This window comes from Marinobacter iranensis (genome assembly GCF_029207565.1).
GTDB classification, from domain to species: Bacteria; Pseudomonadota; Gammaproteobacteria; order Pseudomonadales; family Oleiphilaceae; genus Marinobacter; species Marinobacter iranensis.
Genome location: NZ_JANCMW010000004.1, coordinates 1 through 17,954, shown reverse-complemented (window position 1 = coordinate 17,954; position 17,954 = coordinate 1). Strand labels below are relative to the sequence as shown.

18 protein-coding genes are annotated in these 17,954 nt (G+C 53.7%); 13 read left to right on the top strand and 5 right to left on the bottom strand.

Features of this window, described 5'->3' with window-relative positions; all coding sequences use genetic code 11:
• The first annotated feature begins 82 nt into the window (after positions 1-82).
• Both NLU14_RS08095 and NLU14_RS08090 read left to right on the top strand, forming a co-directional pair.
• On the top strand, positions 83-484 hold the full coding sequence (locus NLU14_RS08095) for an antitoxin Xre-like helix-turn-helix domain-containing protein (RefSeq protein WP_275705718.1): 402 nt from the start codon (positions 83-85) through the stop codon (positions 482-484).
• Positions 485-513: 29 nt separating this feature from the next.
• Positions 514-1,176, top strand: coding sequence for an RES family NAD+ phosphorylase (locus NLU14_RS08090; RefSeq protein ID WP_275705993.1), 663 nt, complete (start codon positions 514-516; stop codon positions 1,174-1,176).
• Here NLU14_RS08090 and NLU14_RS08085 read toward each other — a convergent pair.
• Positions 1,163-2,068: a LysR family transcriptional regulator gene (locus NLU14_RS08085; protein ID WP_275705717.1), complete on the bottom strand. Its 906-nt coding sequence runs from the start codon at positions 2,066-2,068 to the stop codon at positions 1,163-1,165. The two genes, NLU14_RS08090 and NLU14_RS08085, sit on opposite strands and share 14 nt — an antisense overlap.
• Before the next feature lie 103 nt (positions 2,069-2,171).
• Between NLU14_RS08085 and NLU14_RS08080 the strand changes: the two genes are divergently transcribed.
• Complete coding sequence (locus NLU14_RS08080; protein ID WP_275705716.1) at positions 2,172-2,414, top strand: DUF1127 domain-containing protein; 243 nt, start codon at positions 2,172-2,174, stop codon at positions 2,412-2,414.
• Between the two features lie 20 nt (positions 2,415-2,434).
• Here the strand turns inward: NLU14_RS08080 and NLU14_RS08075 are convergent, their stop codons facing one another.
• Positions 2,435-2,626: a hypothetical protein gene (locus NLU14_RS08075; RefSeq protein WP_275705715.1), complete on the bottom strand. Its 192-nt coding sequence runs from the start codon at positions 2,624-2,626 to the stop codon at positions 2,435-2,437.
• A 189-nt stretch (positions 2,627-2,815) separates the two neighbouring features.
• On the opposite strand from NLU14_RS08075, the gene NLU14_RS08070 reads away from it, so the two are divergent.
• The 7 genes from NLU14_RS08070 (at position 2,816) to NLU14_RS08040 (ending at position 10,450) form a co-directional block, all read left to right on the top strand.
• The gene (locus NLU14_RS08070) at positions 2,816-3,346 is read left to right on the top strand and encodes a TOL_0243 family YfiR-like periplasmic protein (protein ID WP_275705714.1); all 531 of its coding nucleotides are present in this window, start codon (positions 2,816-2,818) and stop codon (positions 3,344-3,346) included.
• Positions 3,343-4,797, top strand: a complete 1,455-nt coding sequence (locus NLU14_RS08065) for an ATP-binding protein (RefSeq protein WP_275705713.1) — start codon at positions 3,343-3,345, stop codon at positions 4,795-4,797. Before NLU14_RS08070 ends, NLU14_RS08065 begins: the two co-directional genes overlap by 4 nt.
• A gap of 54 nt (positions 4,798-4,851) precedes the next feature.
• Entirely contained in the window at positions 4,852-5,307 is a 456-nt protein-coding gene (locus NLU14_RS08060; RefSeq protein ID WP_275705712.1) for a response regulator, read from the top strand.
• Between the two features lie 13 nt (positions 5,308-5,320).
• Positions 5,321-7,012 carry an EAL domain-containing protein gene (locus tag NLU14_RS08055; protein WP_275705711.1) on the top strand — a complete coding sequence of 564 codons (1,692 nt, stop codon included), beginning with the start codon at positions 5,321-5,323 and terminating at the stop codon, positions 7,010-7,012.
• A gap of 61 nt (positions 7,013-7,073) precedes the next feature.
• Positions 7,074-8,810: a thiamine pyrophosphate-binding protein gene (locus NLU14_RS08050; protein WP_275705710.1), complete on the top strand. Its 1,737-nt coding sequence runs from the start codon at positions 7,074-7,076 to the stop codon at positions 8,808-8,810.
• A 15-nt stretch (positions 8,811-8,825) separates the two neighbouring features.
• On the top strand, positions 8,826-9,656 hold the full coding sequence (locus NLU14_RS08045) for a citrate synthase family protein (RefSeq protein WP_275705709.1): 831 nt from the start codon (positions 8,826-8,828) through the stop codon (positions 9,654-9,656).
• Complete coding sequence (locus tag NLU14_RS08040; RefSeq protein WP_275705708.1) at positions 9,653-10,450, top strand: citrate synthase family protein; 798 nt, start codon at positions 9,653-9,655, stop codon at positions 10,448-10,450. The genes NLU14_RS08045 and NLU14_RS08040 overlap by 4 nt, the downstream gene beginning before the upstream one ends.
• Positions 10,451-10,467: 17 nt before the next feature.
• Here NLU14_RS08040 and NLU14_RS08035 read toward each other — a convergent pair whose 3' ends face one another.
• Together NLU14_RS08035 and NLU14_RS08030 are read right to left on the bottom strand one after the other, a co-directional pair.
• Positions 10,468-12,597 carry a TonB-dependent receptor plug domain-containing protein gene (locus NLU14_RS08035; protein ID WP_275705707.1) on the bottom strand — a complete coding sequence of 710 codons (2,130 nt, stop codon included), beginning with the start codon at positions 12,595-12,597 and terminating at the stop codon, positions 10,468-10,470.
• 223 nt (positions 12,598-12,820) lie between these two features.
• Complete coding sequence (locus NLU14_RS08030; RefSeq protein ID WP_275705706.1) at positions 12,821-13,669, bottom strand: substrate-binding periplasmic protein; 849 nt, start codon at positions 13,667-13,669, stop codon at positions 12,821-12,823.
• A gap of 224 nt (positions 13,670-13,893) precedes the next feature.
• Here NLU14_RS08030 and NLU14_RS08025 point away from each other — a divergent pair, with 224 nt between their 5' ends.
• Positions 13,894-14,220 carry a rhodanese-like domain-containing protein gene (locus NLU14_RS08025; protein ID WP_275705705.1) on the top strand — a complete coding sequence of 109 codons (327 nt, stop codon included), beginning with the start codon at positions 13,894-13,896 and terminating at the stop codon, positions 14,218-14,220.
• 75 nt (positions 14,221-14,295) lie between these two features.
• Here NLU14_RS08025 and NLU14_RS08020 read toward each other — a convergent pair whose 3' ends face one another.
• Positions 14,296-15,612, bottom strand: coding sequence for an MFS transporter (locus NLU14_RS08020; RefSeq protein ID WP_275705704.1), 1,317 nt, complete (start codon positions 15,610-15,612; stop codon positions 14,296-14,298).
• 215 nt (positions 15,613-15,827) lie between these two features.
• Here NLU14_RS08020 and NLU14_RS08015 point away from each other — a divergent pair, with 215 nt between their 5' ends.
• Together NLU14_RS08015 and NLU14_RS08010 are read left to right on the top strand one after the other, a co-directional pair.
• Positions 15,828-16,646 carry an acyl-CoA thioesterase gene (locus tag NLU14_RS08015; protein WP_275705703.1) on the top strand — a complete coding sequence of 273 codons (819 nt, stop codon included), beginning with the start codon at positions 15,828-15,830 and terminating at the stop codon, positions 16,644-16,646.
• A 116-nt stretch (positions 16,647-16,762) separates the two neighbouring features.
• Positions 16,763-17,587, top strand: a complete 825-nt coding sequence (locus tag NLU14_RS08010; RefSeq protein WP_275705702.1) for a MipA/OmpV family protein — start codon at positions 16,763-16,765, stop codon at positions 17,585-17,587.
• Positions 17,588-17,954: the final 367 nt, after the last annotated feature.

Sequence of the window (17,954 nt, the reverse complement as noted above, 5' to 3'; positions counted from 1 at the left end):
ATTTATCCGTGTAGACAAAAAATAGATAAATGTATACACTGATACTGATCATTCAGAAATCCGAAAGCCAGTGGTGTCAGCTATGAGTAATGCGCAGAAACTTGAAGCCGTTGACAAAAGCAGGGCCCCGGCTGTTGGCCTTAAAACCGTGTTCATCATTCTGGACCGCTGGGGCTGCACATCGGAGCAGATCCAGAAAATTCTGCAGATCTCCCGCCCGGCGTATTACAAATACCGCAAGAAGCCGGAGCAGGCGAATCTGACCCACGATCAGGTTGAGCGCCTCAGCTACCTGGTGAATATCCATGGGTGCCTGCGAATGATCTTTGAGAACCCGAAGAACGTGTACGGTTTTATGGCGCTGAAAAACGATAATCCCTACTTCAATGGCAAAAGCCCCCTTGAGATTATCAGTACCGGCCAGTTCTCAGCGCTGTATGAAACCTTCAAACGTATCGACGTGCTAAGAGGGGGTCTCTGGTGAGCCAGAAGGATCTGCCGCCGATCGTGAAAATGGAGGGCATCACCGGCTTTCGTCTGATTAATTCCAGGTTTCCGCCCATCAGTCTGTTCGATGATGTGGCGGATGAGGGTGAGTTTGATGCGTTATACGAACTGCAGGCGCTTACCAATCCGCGCCTGCAGACGGAGCTGGGTAACCTGAACCTTATCGATAAAGCCGAGATTCCGTTCGGGATTCCCGGCTGCTCCTACGCTACCGGTCCGTTTACCCACGTTAACCCTGAAGGCAGCCGTTTCAGCGATGGCCAGTACGGCGTTCTGTATATGGGGGACAGCATCGATACGGCTATTACAGAAGTCGCGTACCATCAGTCACGTTACTGGCAGGGCGTCCACGGCCTGGACTACGATCGGCTGGTTTTCCGTGGGCTCAAGTGCAAAGTAGGGGCGATGGCTATACACGACGCCACGACCATCGACTTTGGGGACCCTATCTACGACCCCCACAGTTATGGCACGTCACGGGTTTTCGGTCGCAAGCTCTATCAGGCCGGTTCGGAAGGGCTCCAGTACCACTCGGTACGGAAACCCGGCGCCACCTGCTGGGGGTTGTTCACCCCGAGGCACGTTCGCAGCATTATCCAGAGTGCACATTTCGAGTTTATCTGGAACGGTCAGGAAATCAGTTCAGTGAACAAGTTTACCCGGGCATAACAGCCTGTCCTTGCTTCCATTCACCCACGATAAGATCAAAAAGCGCCCGCAATTCGGCGCGTTCGTAGCTGCGCACCCCACATACCAGGCTCAGGTCGGTCATGAGCTCCGGCTGGTCAAACAGCCGAATGGCTCCCCGGTTCTGTGATTGCAAGGCGAACTCCCGTTCGACAAGACCGAACCCCATTCCGGACTTGACCATAACCACCGTGGAATACTCGTCGTCGGAACTGGTGGCAGCCTCCGCAAGACTCGCCTGGGGCCCAAGCACATCGCTCATGAAGTCAAAGAAAGGGCAGTCCCGGTTGGGCCAGACCCAGGGCAGGCGGCGGCGCGAGTCAAAGTCGTCTGGCAGTATATCGATTCCCGCATCCGCCGGGCCTACCACGGAGACGCGCACCGGCTTCAGCGGCGCGATTCTGAGCCGCGGGTCGTTCCAGTTACCGTATACGTACCCCAGGTCCAGCTCTTCGGAAAGCACCTGTTCAATAACCTGATTGGACGACCGGGTTTTCATTTCCAGGTTGAGGTGAGGCAATGCGGTTGTTTTCCGACGCAACAGTTCATCCACCCGAAGGTACTCCGGCGGCGAATTGAGGCCAAGACGGAGGGTAGCTTGCGGCACCGAGCGCATGGACAAAGCGGTGTTGCGCACATCCTCTACCGCAGTGAATACCTGGCGAACTGGCATGAGCAGCCGTTCTCCGGCTGCGGTAAGAGACATGCCCTGTTTGCTTCGATCGAACAACAGAACCTGGAACTCTTCCTCAAGCTGGCGCAGATGCTCGCTCACCGCCGACGGTGTGGAATGACGGCGTGCCGCCGCCCGAGTCAGATTGGATTCCTCCGCGACCAGCAGGAATGACTTCAGTCTGTCCAGTTTTATGTTCATATTTTTCGAACACCGGGTTCATGAAATGTCCATGGACGACCCGGAAAAGCGGGCCGAGAATGGTTTCATTGTAGTCATCGTTCATATTTATAGGAAGATGAAAATGAAAACCACAGCCATGAATCGGACATTTTGCACAACCTCGGGCATCAGCGAACAGCAATCCGAAAATACGGCGTTCAAGCGCACCCGGGAGACCCTCAAACGCTATGCAGAACGCTGGAGCAGGCGCTACCGGCTGAGGCAGTCGCTGTATGAAATGGACACTCAGTTGATAGAAAAGGACATTGGCGTACCCCACGGCAGCCTGTCAGAGGAAGCACACAAACCTTTCTGGCGGGAATGACCCCACATAGAAATCCAGGCTTAACGACCGGTTTTCCAGAACGGGCTGTGTGCCTCGCGCAGCAGCTCGGCCCTGGAGATGCCAATGTCCCACGCTAACCGGTCCACTTCTCTTGCCGGCATGCTCCGTAGGCGCTTTTTCAGCCTGCTGCGGGTACTGTGGTTGTCCTGGTAGCGTTTTAACCTGATGATCAAGGCTGCGTATATGTTCATGATTCACCTCCGGTGCCTCATGAAATTCTATTGGTTCGGTATTTGTGGAACAGATACAGATTGGTGTTATTGGGGAAGCACAGATTTGGTATACAGTTGACGCCAGCCGAACGGGTGCTAACCTTCGGTAGTTGCCGGGTTCCCATTTGCTCTATGCTCCAATATGACTAATCGCTTCGTGGCCGACTTGTGAGGGATCACCTGAAATACCTTATTTCCCTAGTTCTCAGCCTTTGTCTTGGGCTGGCATCCGCGCACGCTTCCATACGCTCGGAATACGAAGTCAAAGCAGCCTTTCTCTACAATTTCACGCGCTTTGTCAGCTGGCCTCATACCGAAAATACCTCCGAGCCCCTTGAGGTATGCGTTTTTGGCGATGATCCGTTTGACGATCTGCTCGATCCTCTCCGCGGTCGTAAATCCCAGGGCAGGGAACTTCAGCTTCGGTACCCTGGCGATGTCACAAACCTGGCAGGGTGCGATGTGCTGTATATTGCCCAGTCGCAATCCCGTAACCTCGACGAGCTGCTCAAACTGGCCCAACAACAGGGCATGCTTACGATCAGTGATTTGCCGGACTTTGTCCGCAAGGGTGGCATGGTCGGTTATGTCAAACAGGGCAACGTCATTCGCTTCGAAATAAGTCTGAAAGCTGCTACAGAAGCGGGCCTGACCATAAACTCCCGACTTCTGGAGCTGGCGGTGAGGGTCGTACGATGATAGGTCGGTGGCGCTACTGGCGGCTTAAAACCAAACTGCTCTTCCTGACCCTGTTCACCAGCGCACTGGGGATTGCCCTGGTCTGCGCCAGCCTCATCTTCGTTGAGAACCAGAATTATCGTAGACAGCTTGAGTCCGAGCTTCACGTTATCGCCGGGATTCTCGCCGAGCAGTCGGCCGCCGCTCTGGTGTTCGAGGATAATGAACAGCTCAACAGCATTATCTCCAGCCTTGATCGCATCGAGACTATCCAGCAGGCCTGTGTCTATAACCAGCAAGGTAACGTCATGACGTCCCTGGCCGGCATGGACAAGCGGGAATGCCCAGTTGTTAACCAACAAATGGAAGTGGGATTTGTCGATGAGGTCTACCGGCTCCTGATGCCGGTAACCCTTGACAACGAAGTCGTCGGGCAGTTGTTCCTCACGTCCCACCTTGAAGTGTTGCGCGGCCATATCCGCACCTTCGTCTTCGTGGCCACTGGCATAGGTGCCGTTATCCTTGTGGCCCTGGTGTTCCTTGCACTCAGGCTGCAAAGGATTGTTTCCGAGCCCATCCTCAAACTCTCGAAAACCGCCGAGCGCATCGCTCAGGACCATGATTACTCCATTCGTGCACCCGTTTCAGGAACCGACGAACTTGGGCGGCTGGGGAACACCTTCAACGATATGATCGGAACCATTCAGCAGCAGAATCGCCGCATTCTGGAGAGTCACGACAGCCTGGAGCGAATTGTCGACGCCAGAACGTCGGAACTGAGCATGGCCAACCGGGAGCTGGAAGCGTTCAGCTATTCGGTCTCACACGACCTCAGACAACCCCTGCGAGCAGTGGAAGGGTTTGGGCAGGCACTGGAGGAGGATTGTGGTGACCAACTGAATGAAGCCGGCAAGGACTACCTGCGGCGCATTCGTGCGGCAAGTGTTCGAATGGCCGGCCTGATCGACGGTTTATTGGTCCTGTCCCGCGTCAGTCGGCAGCCGATTGAAAATCAGACCGTGGATTTGACCCAACTGTTGCAGGAAATCACAGACGAACTGGAAGATATCAGTGACGATGTGCCCTCGGAAGTGCACATTCAACAGGGCATCCGGGTTATTGGCGACAGCCGAATGTTACGTGTTGCCTTCCAGAACCTGCTCGCAAACGCCTGGAAATACAGCGCGAGGGAAGAAAAGCGAATCATAGACATATCTGCACGAAAGGAAGGACGCTGGATCGCCATTGAGGTCAGGGACAACGGGGTCGGTTTTGATATGCGGTACATTGATAAACTTTTCGTCGCGTTCAATCGGCTTCACACACCATCGGAATTTGGCGGCACGGGCATTGGCCTGGCGACGGTTTATCGGGTGGTTCGCCGGCATCATGGTGAGATTTCCGCCACGTCAAAAGTGGGCGAGGGTGCGAGTTTTGTTGTGAAGTTGCCTGTTTCCGGAGATCAGGGCTAGACTGTAAAAGCGCTCATGCCATTTATGCAATTTATTGAAAGGGCAACTAAAAACATGGACGGCCATTCAATCCTTGTGGTTGAAGACAATCCGGATGATCAGGTTCTGACAGTGCGTGCCCTTAAGAGCGCGAGCGAGAACAGTCCTGTGATCGTACTGGAAGACGGGCAGGAGGCTCTGGATTTCCTGTTTGGCAACCACGCCAGACACCCGTGTAAAGACCTGGATTCGCTTGGTGTTGTACTGCTTGATGTAAAGCTTCCCAGGGTCAGCGGACTGGAGGTACTGAAGAGTATTCGGTCCTCACCACTTACCAACTGGCTGCCCGTGGTGATGGTGACCTCCTCCGATGAACCGGCAGACTTGCTGGAGGCCTACCGTCTGGGGGCCAACAGTTTTATCACCAAGCCGATCAACTATCGGGAGTTTACTGAACAAATGAAACTGCTTGCCCGCTACTGGCTCGTTGTCAACAAGGTGCCCAAGGCTGGCGCAGTTCGCTCGTATTGATAAGGTAAGGTCATTGATAGATACAACCAGCCCATTACGGATGTTGATCGTCGAAGATTCAGAAGACGACGCCCTGCTTCTGCTGCGAGAGATGCGCAAAGGTGGCATAGCCCCCTATCATGAACTGGTTGATAGTGAGGATCGCCTGACCTACGCCCTCCGCCGTGGTAAGTGGGACATTGTGATTACCGATCACAACATGCCCGGTTTTTCCTCCTTCCGGGTTCTGGAGCTGACCAAAAAGTACTGCACGGATCTACCGGTGATTATCGTATCCGGAACGATTGGGGAGGGTGTTGCCGTCACAGCCATGAAGGCTGGTGCCCAGGATTACATCATGAAGGACAACCTGTCCCGGCTGATCCCCGCCATTGATCGTGAGGTACGGGAAGGCTTCATGCGCCAGGCCAAGCGCGTGGCCGAAACAACCCTGGAGCATATGGCTTACTATGACAGCCTGACCGATCTTGTGAACCGCCGCGAATTTGAGCGCCGGTTGGTACAGGCACTGGAAGACACCCACAACACCGGCCGCCAGCACGTTCTCCTGTATCTCGACCTTGATCAGTTCAAGATTGTCAACGACACCTGCGGCCACGTGGCAGGTGACCACTTGCTGAAACAGATCGCCGGCTTGCTGTCACATCAAATTCGTTCTGACGATACCCTGGCAAGGCTGGGTGGCGATGAGTTCGGAGTGCTCCTGCGCGGCTGCGATATCCTCCATGCGCAGAAAGTTGCCGAAAAACTGTGTGAAGAGGTCAGAGAGTACCGGTTTGTATGGCAAAGCAGACCGTTTTCCGTATCCCTCAGTATCGGCATGGTACTGATTGATGATCATTACAACAGCGCCGGCGAACTCCTGAGCCATGCGGATCTGGCCTGTTATGCTGCGAAGGACCGGGGACGCAACAACGTCCAGCTCTATGAGACAAACGACGTTGAGATGCAGCAACGCCAGAGCGATATGAACTGGACCAGTCGTATCCAGCAGGCGTTGCAAAATGACAGTTTCTGTCTCTGGCAGCAGGAAATGGTAGCCCTACAGCCGGGCTCCACGGACGGCTATCGAACAGAATTCCTGGTTCGGTTGACGGAAGGTGACGAAACTATCCCTCCGGGTGCGTTTATCCCGGCAGCTGAACGCTTCAACCTGATGACCAAAATTGACCGGAAAGTCATTCAACTGGCTTTTCAATACCTCGATCGCACCGGGCTGGGACGACGGGAAACGGGCACTTTTTTCATCAATCTGTCTGGAAGCTCCTTTAACGAACCGGAATTATTCCTCTACATTAGCCAGCTCGCTGAACGTTATAAGCTCAAACCGGGACGCATCTGTTTCGAAATCACTGAAACATCGGCTATCGCCAACCTGAACGTAACCCAGCGATTTATAAGTGCCGCCAAGCGGAGAGGCTTTAAGTTTGCACTGGACGACTTTGGTGCAGGCATGAGTTCTTTTTCCTATCTCAAGGCCCTGCCAGTGGATTATCTCAAGATTGACGGCGGCTTCGTGCGTAACTTGCTGGAAGACCCGATCGATCTTGCCATTGTTGACGCCTGCAACCGAATTGGTCATGCCACTGGCCTCAAGACCGTTGCCGAATTTGTGGAAAACGACGACGTCAAGTCACGGCTGGTTGAGCTGGGCCTTGACTATGCTCAAGGGTACGGGATTTCCAAGCCGCGGCCGCTGGATTGATACTGGTAACGGTGTATCGCCCTCTAAGCTCCCTTCGTGCCTCACTCTAGAAGGATTCTGAATGTTTGAGAATGGTGACTTAATTCTGCGCTATCTTGAGCGATTGGGCGTCGAGTATGTGTTTGGAGTTCCTGGCGGGAGTATCGAGCCCTTTTATGACGCATTGGCGAGGAGTGAAAGGAGGGGAGGGATCCGAACCATTACCGCCCGTCACGAAACTGGTGCAGCATTCATGGCAGAGGGCTACGCCCGGGAAACGGGGAGAATAGGGGTTTGTTGTTCCACCGCTGGGCCAGGCGCCACGAACCTGCTCACCGGTGTCGCTTCGGCTTACGCCGATGGTATTCCCATGCTCGTTATCACCGCGCAAACCGCACTTGATAGGTTCGGCCAGGGCTCGTTGCAGGAAACCTCCTGCACCGGAATTCACACTGTCGAGATGTTTGCCAGATGCACCCGATATAACACCCTGGTGTCGCATCCTGCGCAACTTGAAACCAAACTGCTTCAGGCTGTGAGTCACGCAGTGAGCAACCAGCCGGGGCCAGCCCACTTGGCGATACCTCTGGATGTAATGCGCCACAGAATCCCCGACAATGTGATAGACGGGGCGCTCAACGCGTTTACCAACCACGAAGTAGCACCGAGTGAGCGCTTTATTCAATCAGCGTTGGGCGAGTTGGATCCTGCAAAGAAAGTTACTCTGGTTCTGGGGGAGGGTGCGGCAGAAGCCAGCGAACTGCTGATCAGGATCGCGGAGTCCCGAAGGTGGCTGATGGTAACAACACCACGCGGGAAGGGGCTGATCGACAGTTTTCATCCGCTTTACCGCGGAGTATTTGGCTTTGCCGGGCACGATAGCGCTACTGACGCACTCAAGGTGGAAAATGCCGACCGTGTGGTAGCCATTGGCACAGCGCTGGATGAAGTGTCGACCTGTGGCTGGGATCCAACAACAATATTGTCTGATCGGCTAATTCATATCTCAAACAATCCGGCACACCTAAGCCGCTCAACCATGGCACGATTGGTGGTACTGGGTTCGCCAAAAGTCCTTTTCGAATCGTTGGCAAAAGTTTGGAGCATCCGGCCAACGAGCCAGGCCAGCAGATCAATATCCAGCGACGAGCGTCTACCAGTCAACACCAGGCTTGATGATCCTGACAAGTGCTTCGATAGATCCGGGCGCATAAAGTCCCAGGCTTTGATGACTTATATGAGCCGGATATGCCCTCTGGATACCCGGGTTTTAATGGACACCGGGAACAGTTTTCTGTGGGGGATCCACTACTGGAATGTGCGTCGCCCCACCAATATGCCTCCGGAAATAAACCACTTTCACATAGGGCTGGGCTTCGCGGCCATGGGCTGGGCAATCGGAACCTCTGTCGGCATGGCCGCCGCCGGTCGTCAGCATCCGGTGGTCTGTTTTACCGGAGATGGCAGTTACCTTATGTCCGGTCAGGAGTTGACCATAGCGCTACAGGAAAACCTGAATATTCTCATGCTGGTACTCAATGACGCTTCATTGGGCATGGTCAGCCATGGACAAAAATTGAGTGGCGGGGAGCAGGTAGCAACCCGTTTGCCAAGTGTCGATTTTTCAATGATGGCCCGGGCACTGGGAGTTGAGTCCTACCGGGTCGAATCCATGGAGCAGTTGGCGGACCTCGATATCACCGAGATTTTGTCTCGGCCTGGTCCATGCCTTGTGGATGTCATCGTTGATGGTGACCAGGTGCCACCTTTGGGTTCACGAATGAAGGTGTTAACCAGCTCAATACAAACTGACAAATAGAGTAGGGGAACTGGCGTGCCATCAGACTACGTTTATCATTCCAATTTCTGGTTTGAAGAGCCGGAAGAATCCAATCCATTCGCTGCAAAGGCCTGCTACTGTCATGGTTATGACGTGTATGGCCAGGTTATCGCGAAAGCAAGCTGGTTTGAGTACCTGTTGTTGATGTTCAAAGGTGAACGACCGGAACCCACTGAAGCGGCTTTGCTAGAGCGGCTGGCCATGGTCCTTGCCAATCAGGGCCCTAAGGAGGCCAGTGTTCGTGCAGCTATGAACGGCGGCGTGGCTGGCACTAATCATAGCTCTGCACTTATGTCATCTCTTGCAGTGGGTTCCGGTCTTTATGGGGGCTCTCAGGAACTTGAGATCTGTATTCGCTTGTGGGGAGAGTGTGGTCAGGATATCGAGCTTTGGAAAGCCCGCCTTCAGGCTCCCCAGGAGGACGAAAGGGCTGACATATGGCCAGCCATAGAACACCCACCGGGCTTCGATCCCAATGGCGACAACATTCCGACGATACTTCGCCAATCACTGGAGCTTTTGGTTCAGTTTGCACCGGAGGATGGGGCTTTGGCCTGGCTGCAGAGCCATCGCAACACCTTGGAGGCATTCTTTGATTGCCCCATTTCCGTCACTGCGGTTGCGGCGGCAGCACTCGTCGATCTCGATCTGGATCAGGATCAGGGCAGTATGCTCTACCTCATGCTCCGATTGCCTGGTGCGGCAGTCCATGCACTGGAACAACGGAAAATGGGCTGGAAAAAGTTTCCCTTCTACGGCCCTGCTATTGAACTGGAAGACGACCCAGGCCCTTATAAAAAGCCCAGTGCGGAGGGCAACCAATGAACCACGAACAACTGTATGAAACCGAAAGCCACCTAGTAACCCGTATTGGAAAGGCCTTTCTTACCGAACGCGTGGTCATGCACGGCAAAGATCTCCACCATGAACTGGATCACCTCGAATGGCTTCATCTGTATCTGTACGCCATTCTCGGAAAAGATCCAGGTAAGAACGTCGCCAATATGCTGAACTGTTATTGGGTTGGTAGCAGCTACCCGGATCCGTCCATTTGGCCCAATCATGTTGCAGCCTTGGCCGGCTCCGTTCGCACCACTCCCTCACTTGGCCTGATGGCAGGTTTAAGCATCTCGGAAGCGTCCATTTATGGTCGCAGACCCGAGGTCCGAGCGCTCGATTTCTTCTACCGGGCAGGTAAGTGGTGCGATGACGGTGGAAAGCTGGAGGAGTTTGTCGATCATGAAAAATCCTTGGGGCGTATCCTTTATGGCTACGGACGCCCGCTGGCGAAAACCGATGAGCGCATTGAATTCACGCTGGACAAGGCAAAGGAATACGGCTTCTCCGAGGGGCGCCATTTAAAAATGGCGTTCGCAGTCTATGAACACCTGAACCGAGAGTACGGATACTCGATGAATGTTGCTGCAGTGCACGCCGCGCTGGCTGCAGACATGGGTTTCAGTTGCGAGGAGTACCAACTCCTCCTGTCACCAGGCTTCGTAACCGGAATGGCTCCGTGCTTCAAAGATGCGAAGAGTCGGCCAGAAGGCAGCTTCTTCCCAATTCGGTGTGACAGTATTGTTTATGGCGGGGTTGGTAAGCGAGATTGGGGTGATTGAATTCGGGCCCCTTGCCTTCAGAAGCTGTAGTATAGCTCTCCTACCAAGCGACGTCCTGGCATCGGGAAATCGTTCGGAATGGGCGGGGTTGGTTCGGCAAAGGGGCTTGGATCTCTCACATCTTCGTTGAAGATATTTTTTACGGATAACGAAAGATCCAGCCCCTGCCATAACCCTTGTGTCCGAAGGGTCATATCCACGGTAGTGGAATCTGGTACGGGCTCTCGTTGGTCAGCTGCAGTTCTTTTCTGCTCGCCCACCCAATTGACCTGTGAGCTGAATAGCCAGTGTGGTGATACGGACCAATCAGCCCGGGCGTAAATCTGGTGGTTGGGCGCATCGCCTACGGGTTGCCCGGTACGTTCATCTTTAGCGGTCTGATACGCGTAATTGGCCTTTAGCGACAAGTCGTCCGAAACCTGATAGGCCAATTCAAGCTCACCCCCATGCCCGGTTCTCTGACCCGCATTTCGATATTCGGTAGCGATAAGTCCAGAAATCGGTACCGCATTGATGAGATCGTCAATCTCATAATAGAACAGGTTCAGAGCGTATAGAGCACGCGGGGTCACCTGATGGGACACCCCAATTTCGTAGGTGTCAATGGTTTCAGCGTCAAGTTCGTCGTTGCCCGTAAACACCGGATTATTTGAGACATAAAGCTCATTCAATGATGGGGCACGGAAGGCGCGGCCGTATAGGAGTTTGGTCGTAATGGTATCGGTGGTGGCCCATATCAGCGCAGCCCGCGGATTGATTGTGCTGCCAAAATCTGAGTAGTCATCGAAACGGACGCCACTGACCAGTTGCCAGTTCTGCGCGAGCTTCCACTCGTCCTGCACGAACATGTAATAATTTGTGCGATCTTCCTCCGGCATCCAGACTTCATCGGGATCGTCAGATACATCAACTACGCTACCCTTGGGGCTGAAATCCGGATTGAAGTTCTTACGTTCGGTAACCTCATAAAGGTCAGCCCAAAGCGTACCAAAGCCAGTGTGTATGCGATGATTCTTGAGGCCTCGATAAACAGCGCTCAGATCCAACCGAATCTGATTTTCCTTGTACCCCGGGCTGCCAATCAAGCCATCCGGGAAGTCGCCGTCGAACGCACCTGGCGGGTAAAGAACGATATCGTTTTCCGGCTCTTGAGTAATATTGAAGTAGGACACTCTGGTTTCCACATCCAGCCCTTCAGTAAGATCGGGCCAACGGTAGCTGTAGTCCAGGTTTACCCGGCGAGACGAATACTGGCCCTTCGGATCCAGAGCCTGGGCCAGGCCCGGGCCCGTACCGAGATTGCTGCGGTCCTGAACACCTGCACGCAATGTCCATTGTTCGGTGCCCATTTCAAAGCGGGCATCCAACTGATCCATCTCGGTATTTACTGGCCCGGGGGCGAGAGAAGCCGAGGTGTTAAAGGTTTCATCAAAACTCGTCTGCGCATCGCGTTCAATAGTGTCGTCCCAGCCATCTGTGGTTTGGTATTCCAGTACCATACTCAAGCCCAAATCACCCACTTGATGGCCTGACTCCAACCAACCGCCGCGCGTATCATTACTACCGAGTCTGCCACCAACTGTCTGGTCATCGATCGATTGCGGGCCCTTTGTGGTGATATTTATAACGCCGGAATAGGCGTCGGCACCGTAAAGCGCGGAGCCAGGGCCCCTGATAACCTCAATTCGTTCGATTGCCTTCACAGGCATACCGCCCCATGCATTGCCACGATTGCCATACATCATGGTGGTTGTGGGAATGCCGTTAATCAGTAGAAGCGCCTGTGCGTTGTTACTTGACGTTATACCCCGAAAAACATACTTAGGGGAAAACCCCTGGTCTGAATGGTTTACGTGAAGACCTGGCACCGTTTCCAGAACCTGGTCGAGATCTGTCGCACCCATTGCGGCAATGTCTTCAGCACTGATTACCGAGGTGACTGCTGCTGCCTTATCCAACGGCGTTTCGGTTCCCGAGGCAATAGAGACGACTCGAATCTGACTGAGCTCTTCCAGTGGGATGTCCCAGAGCGATTCATCAGCAGCGGAAACGGTACTGGCAAACGTGATACATCCGGCACTGATGCACACCTTTGCAACTGCAAAGGGAAGCGAAGGCTTGGTCAGGGACGATAGGAGTTGCTGCATGGCGACATCTCAGCACTTTAGTCTTTGCATTGGTTGAAACGATTCAGTCAATGGTTGCACTCCGAGACTCGCTCCCGACAAATCCTGCGCTTAAGGGTGGCAATGATTTGTGTTTATAGATCAAACAGCGAAAAAAATGCAAGCTGAATAGGAGTTTAGCCGCATTCGTGGCATAAGCAAGTGTAAAAAGGCCTGCGGGAGGCATCGCAACAAACTGCCGGTATTACTCGCCAGTAGGAGGCGGGCAGGGAAGCGACTCACCCTCCCAGTTGACCAGTTTCTCCTCCAGTATTTTCGCAGCTATCGGTGAGCTGTTCTCCGTCAGAGCGTTCTCAATAATTGCTTCATAGCGACCGCTTTCCCGCAGGGTTCTCAACCCCTGGTCAAACGCGCGCTTCAGATCTGGAGCGTCCGGTGATTTCTTTGCAAACAGCAAATGATAGAACGCTTTTCTCAGCGGTTTCGGGTGAAATGTTAGTCGGGAGGCCTGGGAAGCAAACTGGTTTCTGATCATTGCCTCACCGACCACAGGATCCATGGGGAACAAGTCGATGCGATCAAGAAGCAGCTTCTTGAAGTTGGCAAGATCAGACGTCGTCACATCGGCACTGACCAGGCCGCTTTCAATAGCACCACTGAGTGTTTCGCCGTAACTGTAATCCTGCGTTAAGCCAATCTTTTCGCCTCTGAGCGTTGCGAGGGATTCCCAATCGAAGTCGTCCCCCGCGCGGTGATAGAAGACGTACTGGTAGGGCAGGATCCGCGCTGAATATAGGAAATCAAGGCTTCTCGATGCCGTGCACGACCAGACGGCGGATGCCTGGTAGTTTTCCGTTTTGGCCATTGCCAGGGCCCTGGACCAGGGAAGGAAGGAGAATTTCACTTCAATGCCTTCGTTCGCAAACGACTCCCGGATAATCTCAGCGAGGAACCCATCATCTGGCAAGTCCTCGTTAAGGTAGGGCGGCCAGTGGCCCGTGGCTATCCTGATTGTTTGTGCAGCAAACAGCGCCTGGCTGAACAACAGGAGTGTCCCAACCATTGCAAGCGCAAGAAACCGTCGGCACGTCATTTACGGGTATCCTGGAATACAGTCTCAAGAACTTGTCAGTTTATACAGCTAATAGAACTGGCGAATACACCTATGGTCGTATTTCTTGCAACAACGTGTAAAAGAGGTGGTCCGGGCCAATTCCGGATTCTCTTGAAACTCTTCTCTGAATGCCTTGAAATCGATTCAGAAATCATCACGGTATAGGGGTGAGGTAGACATTTCCTCAGCGAAGGAGAAACGCTATGAAAAGCATTAGCCGTGACGACCTCAAACAAATGAACGAAACCGAGCATGAGGATTTTGTGCTCATCAACGTCCTGCCACGGGACGTCTTTAACCGGGAACACATCCGGACATCCATCAATATTCCGGTGGAAGAACCCTCGTTTCTGGAGCAGGTAGAGGCGGTTACCGGCAGTAAGGATCGGAAGATCGTGGTCTACTGCGCGAATTTTGAGTGTGACGCCTCTCCCAAGGCGGCCAAGAAGCTGGAAGAGGCCGGCTTTACAAATGTCTACGATTACGAAGGCGGCACCAAGGACTGGTTTGACCAGAAACGCGCCGCCTGACCGGTTCCAGCAGTAAACGTCTGGAAGGCTGCCCCGCGCTTGGGCAGCCTCGTCTTCTCCCCAGATAACAGAGTGTTAGCGCCCGGGCGTATTCCTTTCTTCCTCTGCTTCCTGCTCATTGATGTTTTCGGATATTTCTCCCTCTTTCATTTCGCCTGATTCTTCAAACTCGGGATTCCTGGGATCAAGCTCTGACAGGCCCAGCGCCGCTTCGGGGGTTGTGGTGTAGTACTGTTCCTGTTGCGCAACCGGAGGATGACGGCGTTTCGACACCAACAGCATGAATGCGATCAGCCCACCCAAAATGAGGGTGTTACTGATAAACAACCCGCGTGGGCCCACAAAATCCATGAACAGGGCACTTACCAGCGGACCGATGATACTGCCCAACCCATAGCTCAGTAGCAGGGCTGTACTGGCGGAAGTAACCCGATGGGGCTCCATCAGGTCGTTGGTGATAGCAACAGCGATGGGGTAGATGGCAGCGCTGATACCCATATACAGCCCCACAAAGAGCACCAGCGCGATCATGTTGAGGCTTCCGATGACAGCGGCGACCAGACTGCACAGGGCAGCAATGACCGCTGCCACCAACATCACCCGGTAACGGTCGAATCGATCACACAGACGGCCAATAGGCCAGGCCAGCAGCATGGCGGCGACAATGGCGGAGGCCATGAAGTTGGAAAGCTGACCCAGATCCAGCCCGATCCGATCAGCATACACCGGGCCCATGGCGTAGAAGGCGCTGATCAAAAGCCCGGCAATCAACGCCCCCAGTGTGCCTACCGGCGATTTCCGGTAAAGCTTGGTTAACGACAGCCGGTCCCCCTGCGTAATGACCGGAGATGCCCGTCGAGTCATCGACAAGGGTGTGAGAGCAAGGACAACCAGTATCGTTGCCAGGGAAAACGGAATAAAACCGGCGGGATCGGCCACCCGGATCAGAACCTGGCCGCCTGCGGTGGAGAGGAAAAAGATAACCTGATAGATGGCAAACAGGCTGGCCCGGTTGCGGTTGTCAGCCTTGCTGCTGAACCAGCTTTCCATGACAATCATTAGCCCGGCCATCGCAAAGCCGCCCAGTGCCCGTAATAAGCTCCAAAGGCTGGCTTCGATTGCCATCGGGTAGATCAGTATTGAGGCGGCGAGTACTGCGGAGAAAACCGCGAAAGCTCGAATATGACCAACTTTCTCGATGATTCGCCCGGCGTAGAGCGTACCGGCAACGAAGCCGATGGAGTAGAACGCCAGAATCCAGCCGATAACGCTGGCGCTGAATTCCTCAATGCTGAGACGTAACCCGAGTAGGGTCATCAGGAAGGCGTTGCCCATGATGAGCAGGATAATACTGAGGATTAGTGACGAAAGACTGGTAATGGTTTTCTGCATCAATCCTCCATCCTGGGTTGATGGAAAGTCGCTGTGGTGTCTGGGTAACACCTTAGCAGGGACTGTGGGGGTAGGATTGGTGAATAAAAAGGGGGGGCTAGTGAATGTGTCTCCGAGCGAGTCGGTTCACTGGATGACGACACCCTTTCGAGTGAGCTGCGCGAGTCAGCAAACAGCTCATTACTTTCGCACACATGACTGCTCATGAGGCACTTATGACAAATAACGAATTAACCGTTCATCCACTTGATCAGGCGGTTGCCCTCAAGGCGCTCGATCAGGGGCGCTGGCAGGGAACGACCAGTCAAGCCTACGCCAACATGGTGGGTCCGTTTGGTGGTACCACCGGCGCCACGCTTCTCCAGGGCGTGTTGTCCCATGAGGAGCTCCTGGGCGAACCGGTTTCCCTGACCGTCAACTTTGCCGCACCGGTGGCTGACGGCAATTTCGAGGTGGTTGCGCGCCCCCTTCGAACCAACCGAAACAGCCAGCACTGGTGGGCTGAAATGGTTCAGGATGGGCAAGTCGTGGCCTTTGCCACAGTGGTAACTGCTCGCCGGCGCGATACCTGGGAGCAAACGGAGGCTGCATTCCCCGACGTTCCGCTGGCTTCAGACCTGCCGATATTCTCAAAAAAGTCAGTGCCACCCTGGACCCGGAATTACGATATGCGATTTGTGGATGGCGAGCTGATGGAAGCACCAGACCAAGACCATCCCTCCAGAAGCCGCGTGTGGATGCGGGACCAGCCGCCACGCCCACTGGACTACGTGTCCCTTTCGGCACTGTGTGATGCTTTCTTCCCCCGCATCTATGTTCGCCGGCCGAAACTGGTACCTATTGGTACTGTCTCCCTGACCACTTACTTCCATACCAACGGCGAACAATTGGCCTCGGCGGGCACTGAGCATGTGCTGGGTATTGCCCGGGCGAACCACTTCGGCAAGGGCTTTTTTGATCAGAGCGCGGAGGTATGGAGCAGGGCAGGTGGGCTTCTTGCTACGACGCACCAGGTGGTCTATTTCAAGGAGTGACAGATGGGTGGTCGCGGAACGATGATAACAAAAGCACTGGAGAGCGAGTTAAAAATACTCATCCATAGTGATGAGCAAGTCGTATTACCGACTACTGCTTGATAATGGAAAGAACCATGAAAAAAATAGTCCTTCAAGTCGCCACATTTCTTGGCGCTCTTTCATGTTTTGGATCGGTAAATGCGACGGAGACGAGAACCCCTCTTGTTCCGCTTCCCTCTATCGGCGATTTTACAAATGGCGATGGTTGGGGTGTTGGGCTTGGGCTGGGCGTTGAATATGAGACTGCGTATGAGGGTTCGGACGAATTTGAGGTTGAGGTCGATCCAGCCGGGGGTGTTCAGTGGCGAACTGGCGAAAACATTTTCTTCTGGGCAGGTGAAGCCATTGGATGGCGGACTTTGGCTAGGGATTCCTGGTTGTTTCAGACATCTTTAGGTTACGAAGAAGGCCGGGAAGAGGGCGATTCGGAAGATGGCAGACTGGATGGATTAGGTGAATCGAGTTCTGGGGCGACAGTGCTGTTGGAGGTGCGTTATGCCCTTGCAGAAGACTGGCGTTACTTTCTGGATGGCCGTGTTTCAGCGGGAGAAATTGGTACGCTCGGGATTTTCGGCGCAGGAACCTGCCTGGCCTGCCAACCTGACGGCACTGGTTGGGAAATTGGCGCTGTTGTCACTTTCCACGATGGAGAACTCGCCAACCGGGACTTTGGTGTGGACACTCAACAATCCATAGACTCAGGTCTTCCGGAAACCGATGTTGATAGCGGGTACAGATCAACCGGTTTCAATGTTAGCTACCGTAATTACGTGAACGAGAACTGGCAGATTTTCGGTGAAGCTCTTTACGAAGCTTTTGGCAGTGATGTTTCAGACAGTCCGATCTCTCGAAATGACTACGAGGCGGAAGTCGGTGTTGGCTTCATTTATGTTTTTTGATGCTCCTTAGTAGAAAATTAAAAAGGCATGCACTGGTCACGGCTCATTCAAGAAGAAAAAGGGAAGGTCTTCGGTGGTGTATTCAGGAAAGCTAACAGTTACTGCGCCAGGCTTGAGTTGCTCAATAGCCCATGGATTAAAAGATACTGTGCATAACGTTTAACATAATATACATTATGCGCAGTACAGTATGCGTTCGAATAACATTATTACGGATTTTATTTGCGCTCTCCTTCCATGCCAGCGCATTGCCAGGAGCCTCCTTAAATGAGTAAAACTGGCCAGGCACGGTAAGCGTCCGGCAATCACACCTTGTCAGGTATAGCCGGCTTCCAGTTGTGGGGCAATAGCTCGTCGATGGCGTTGT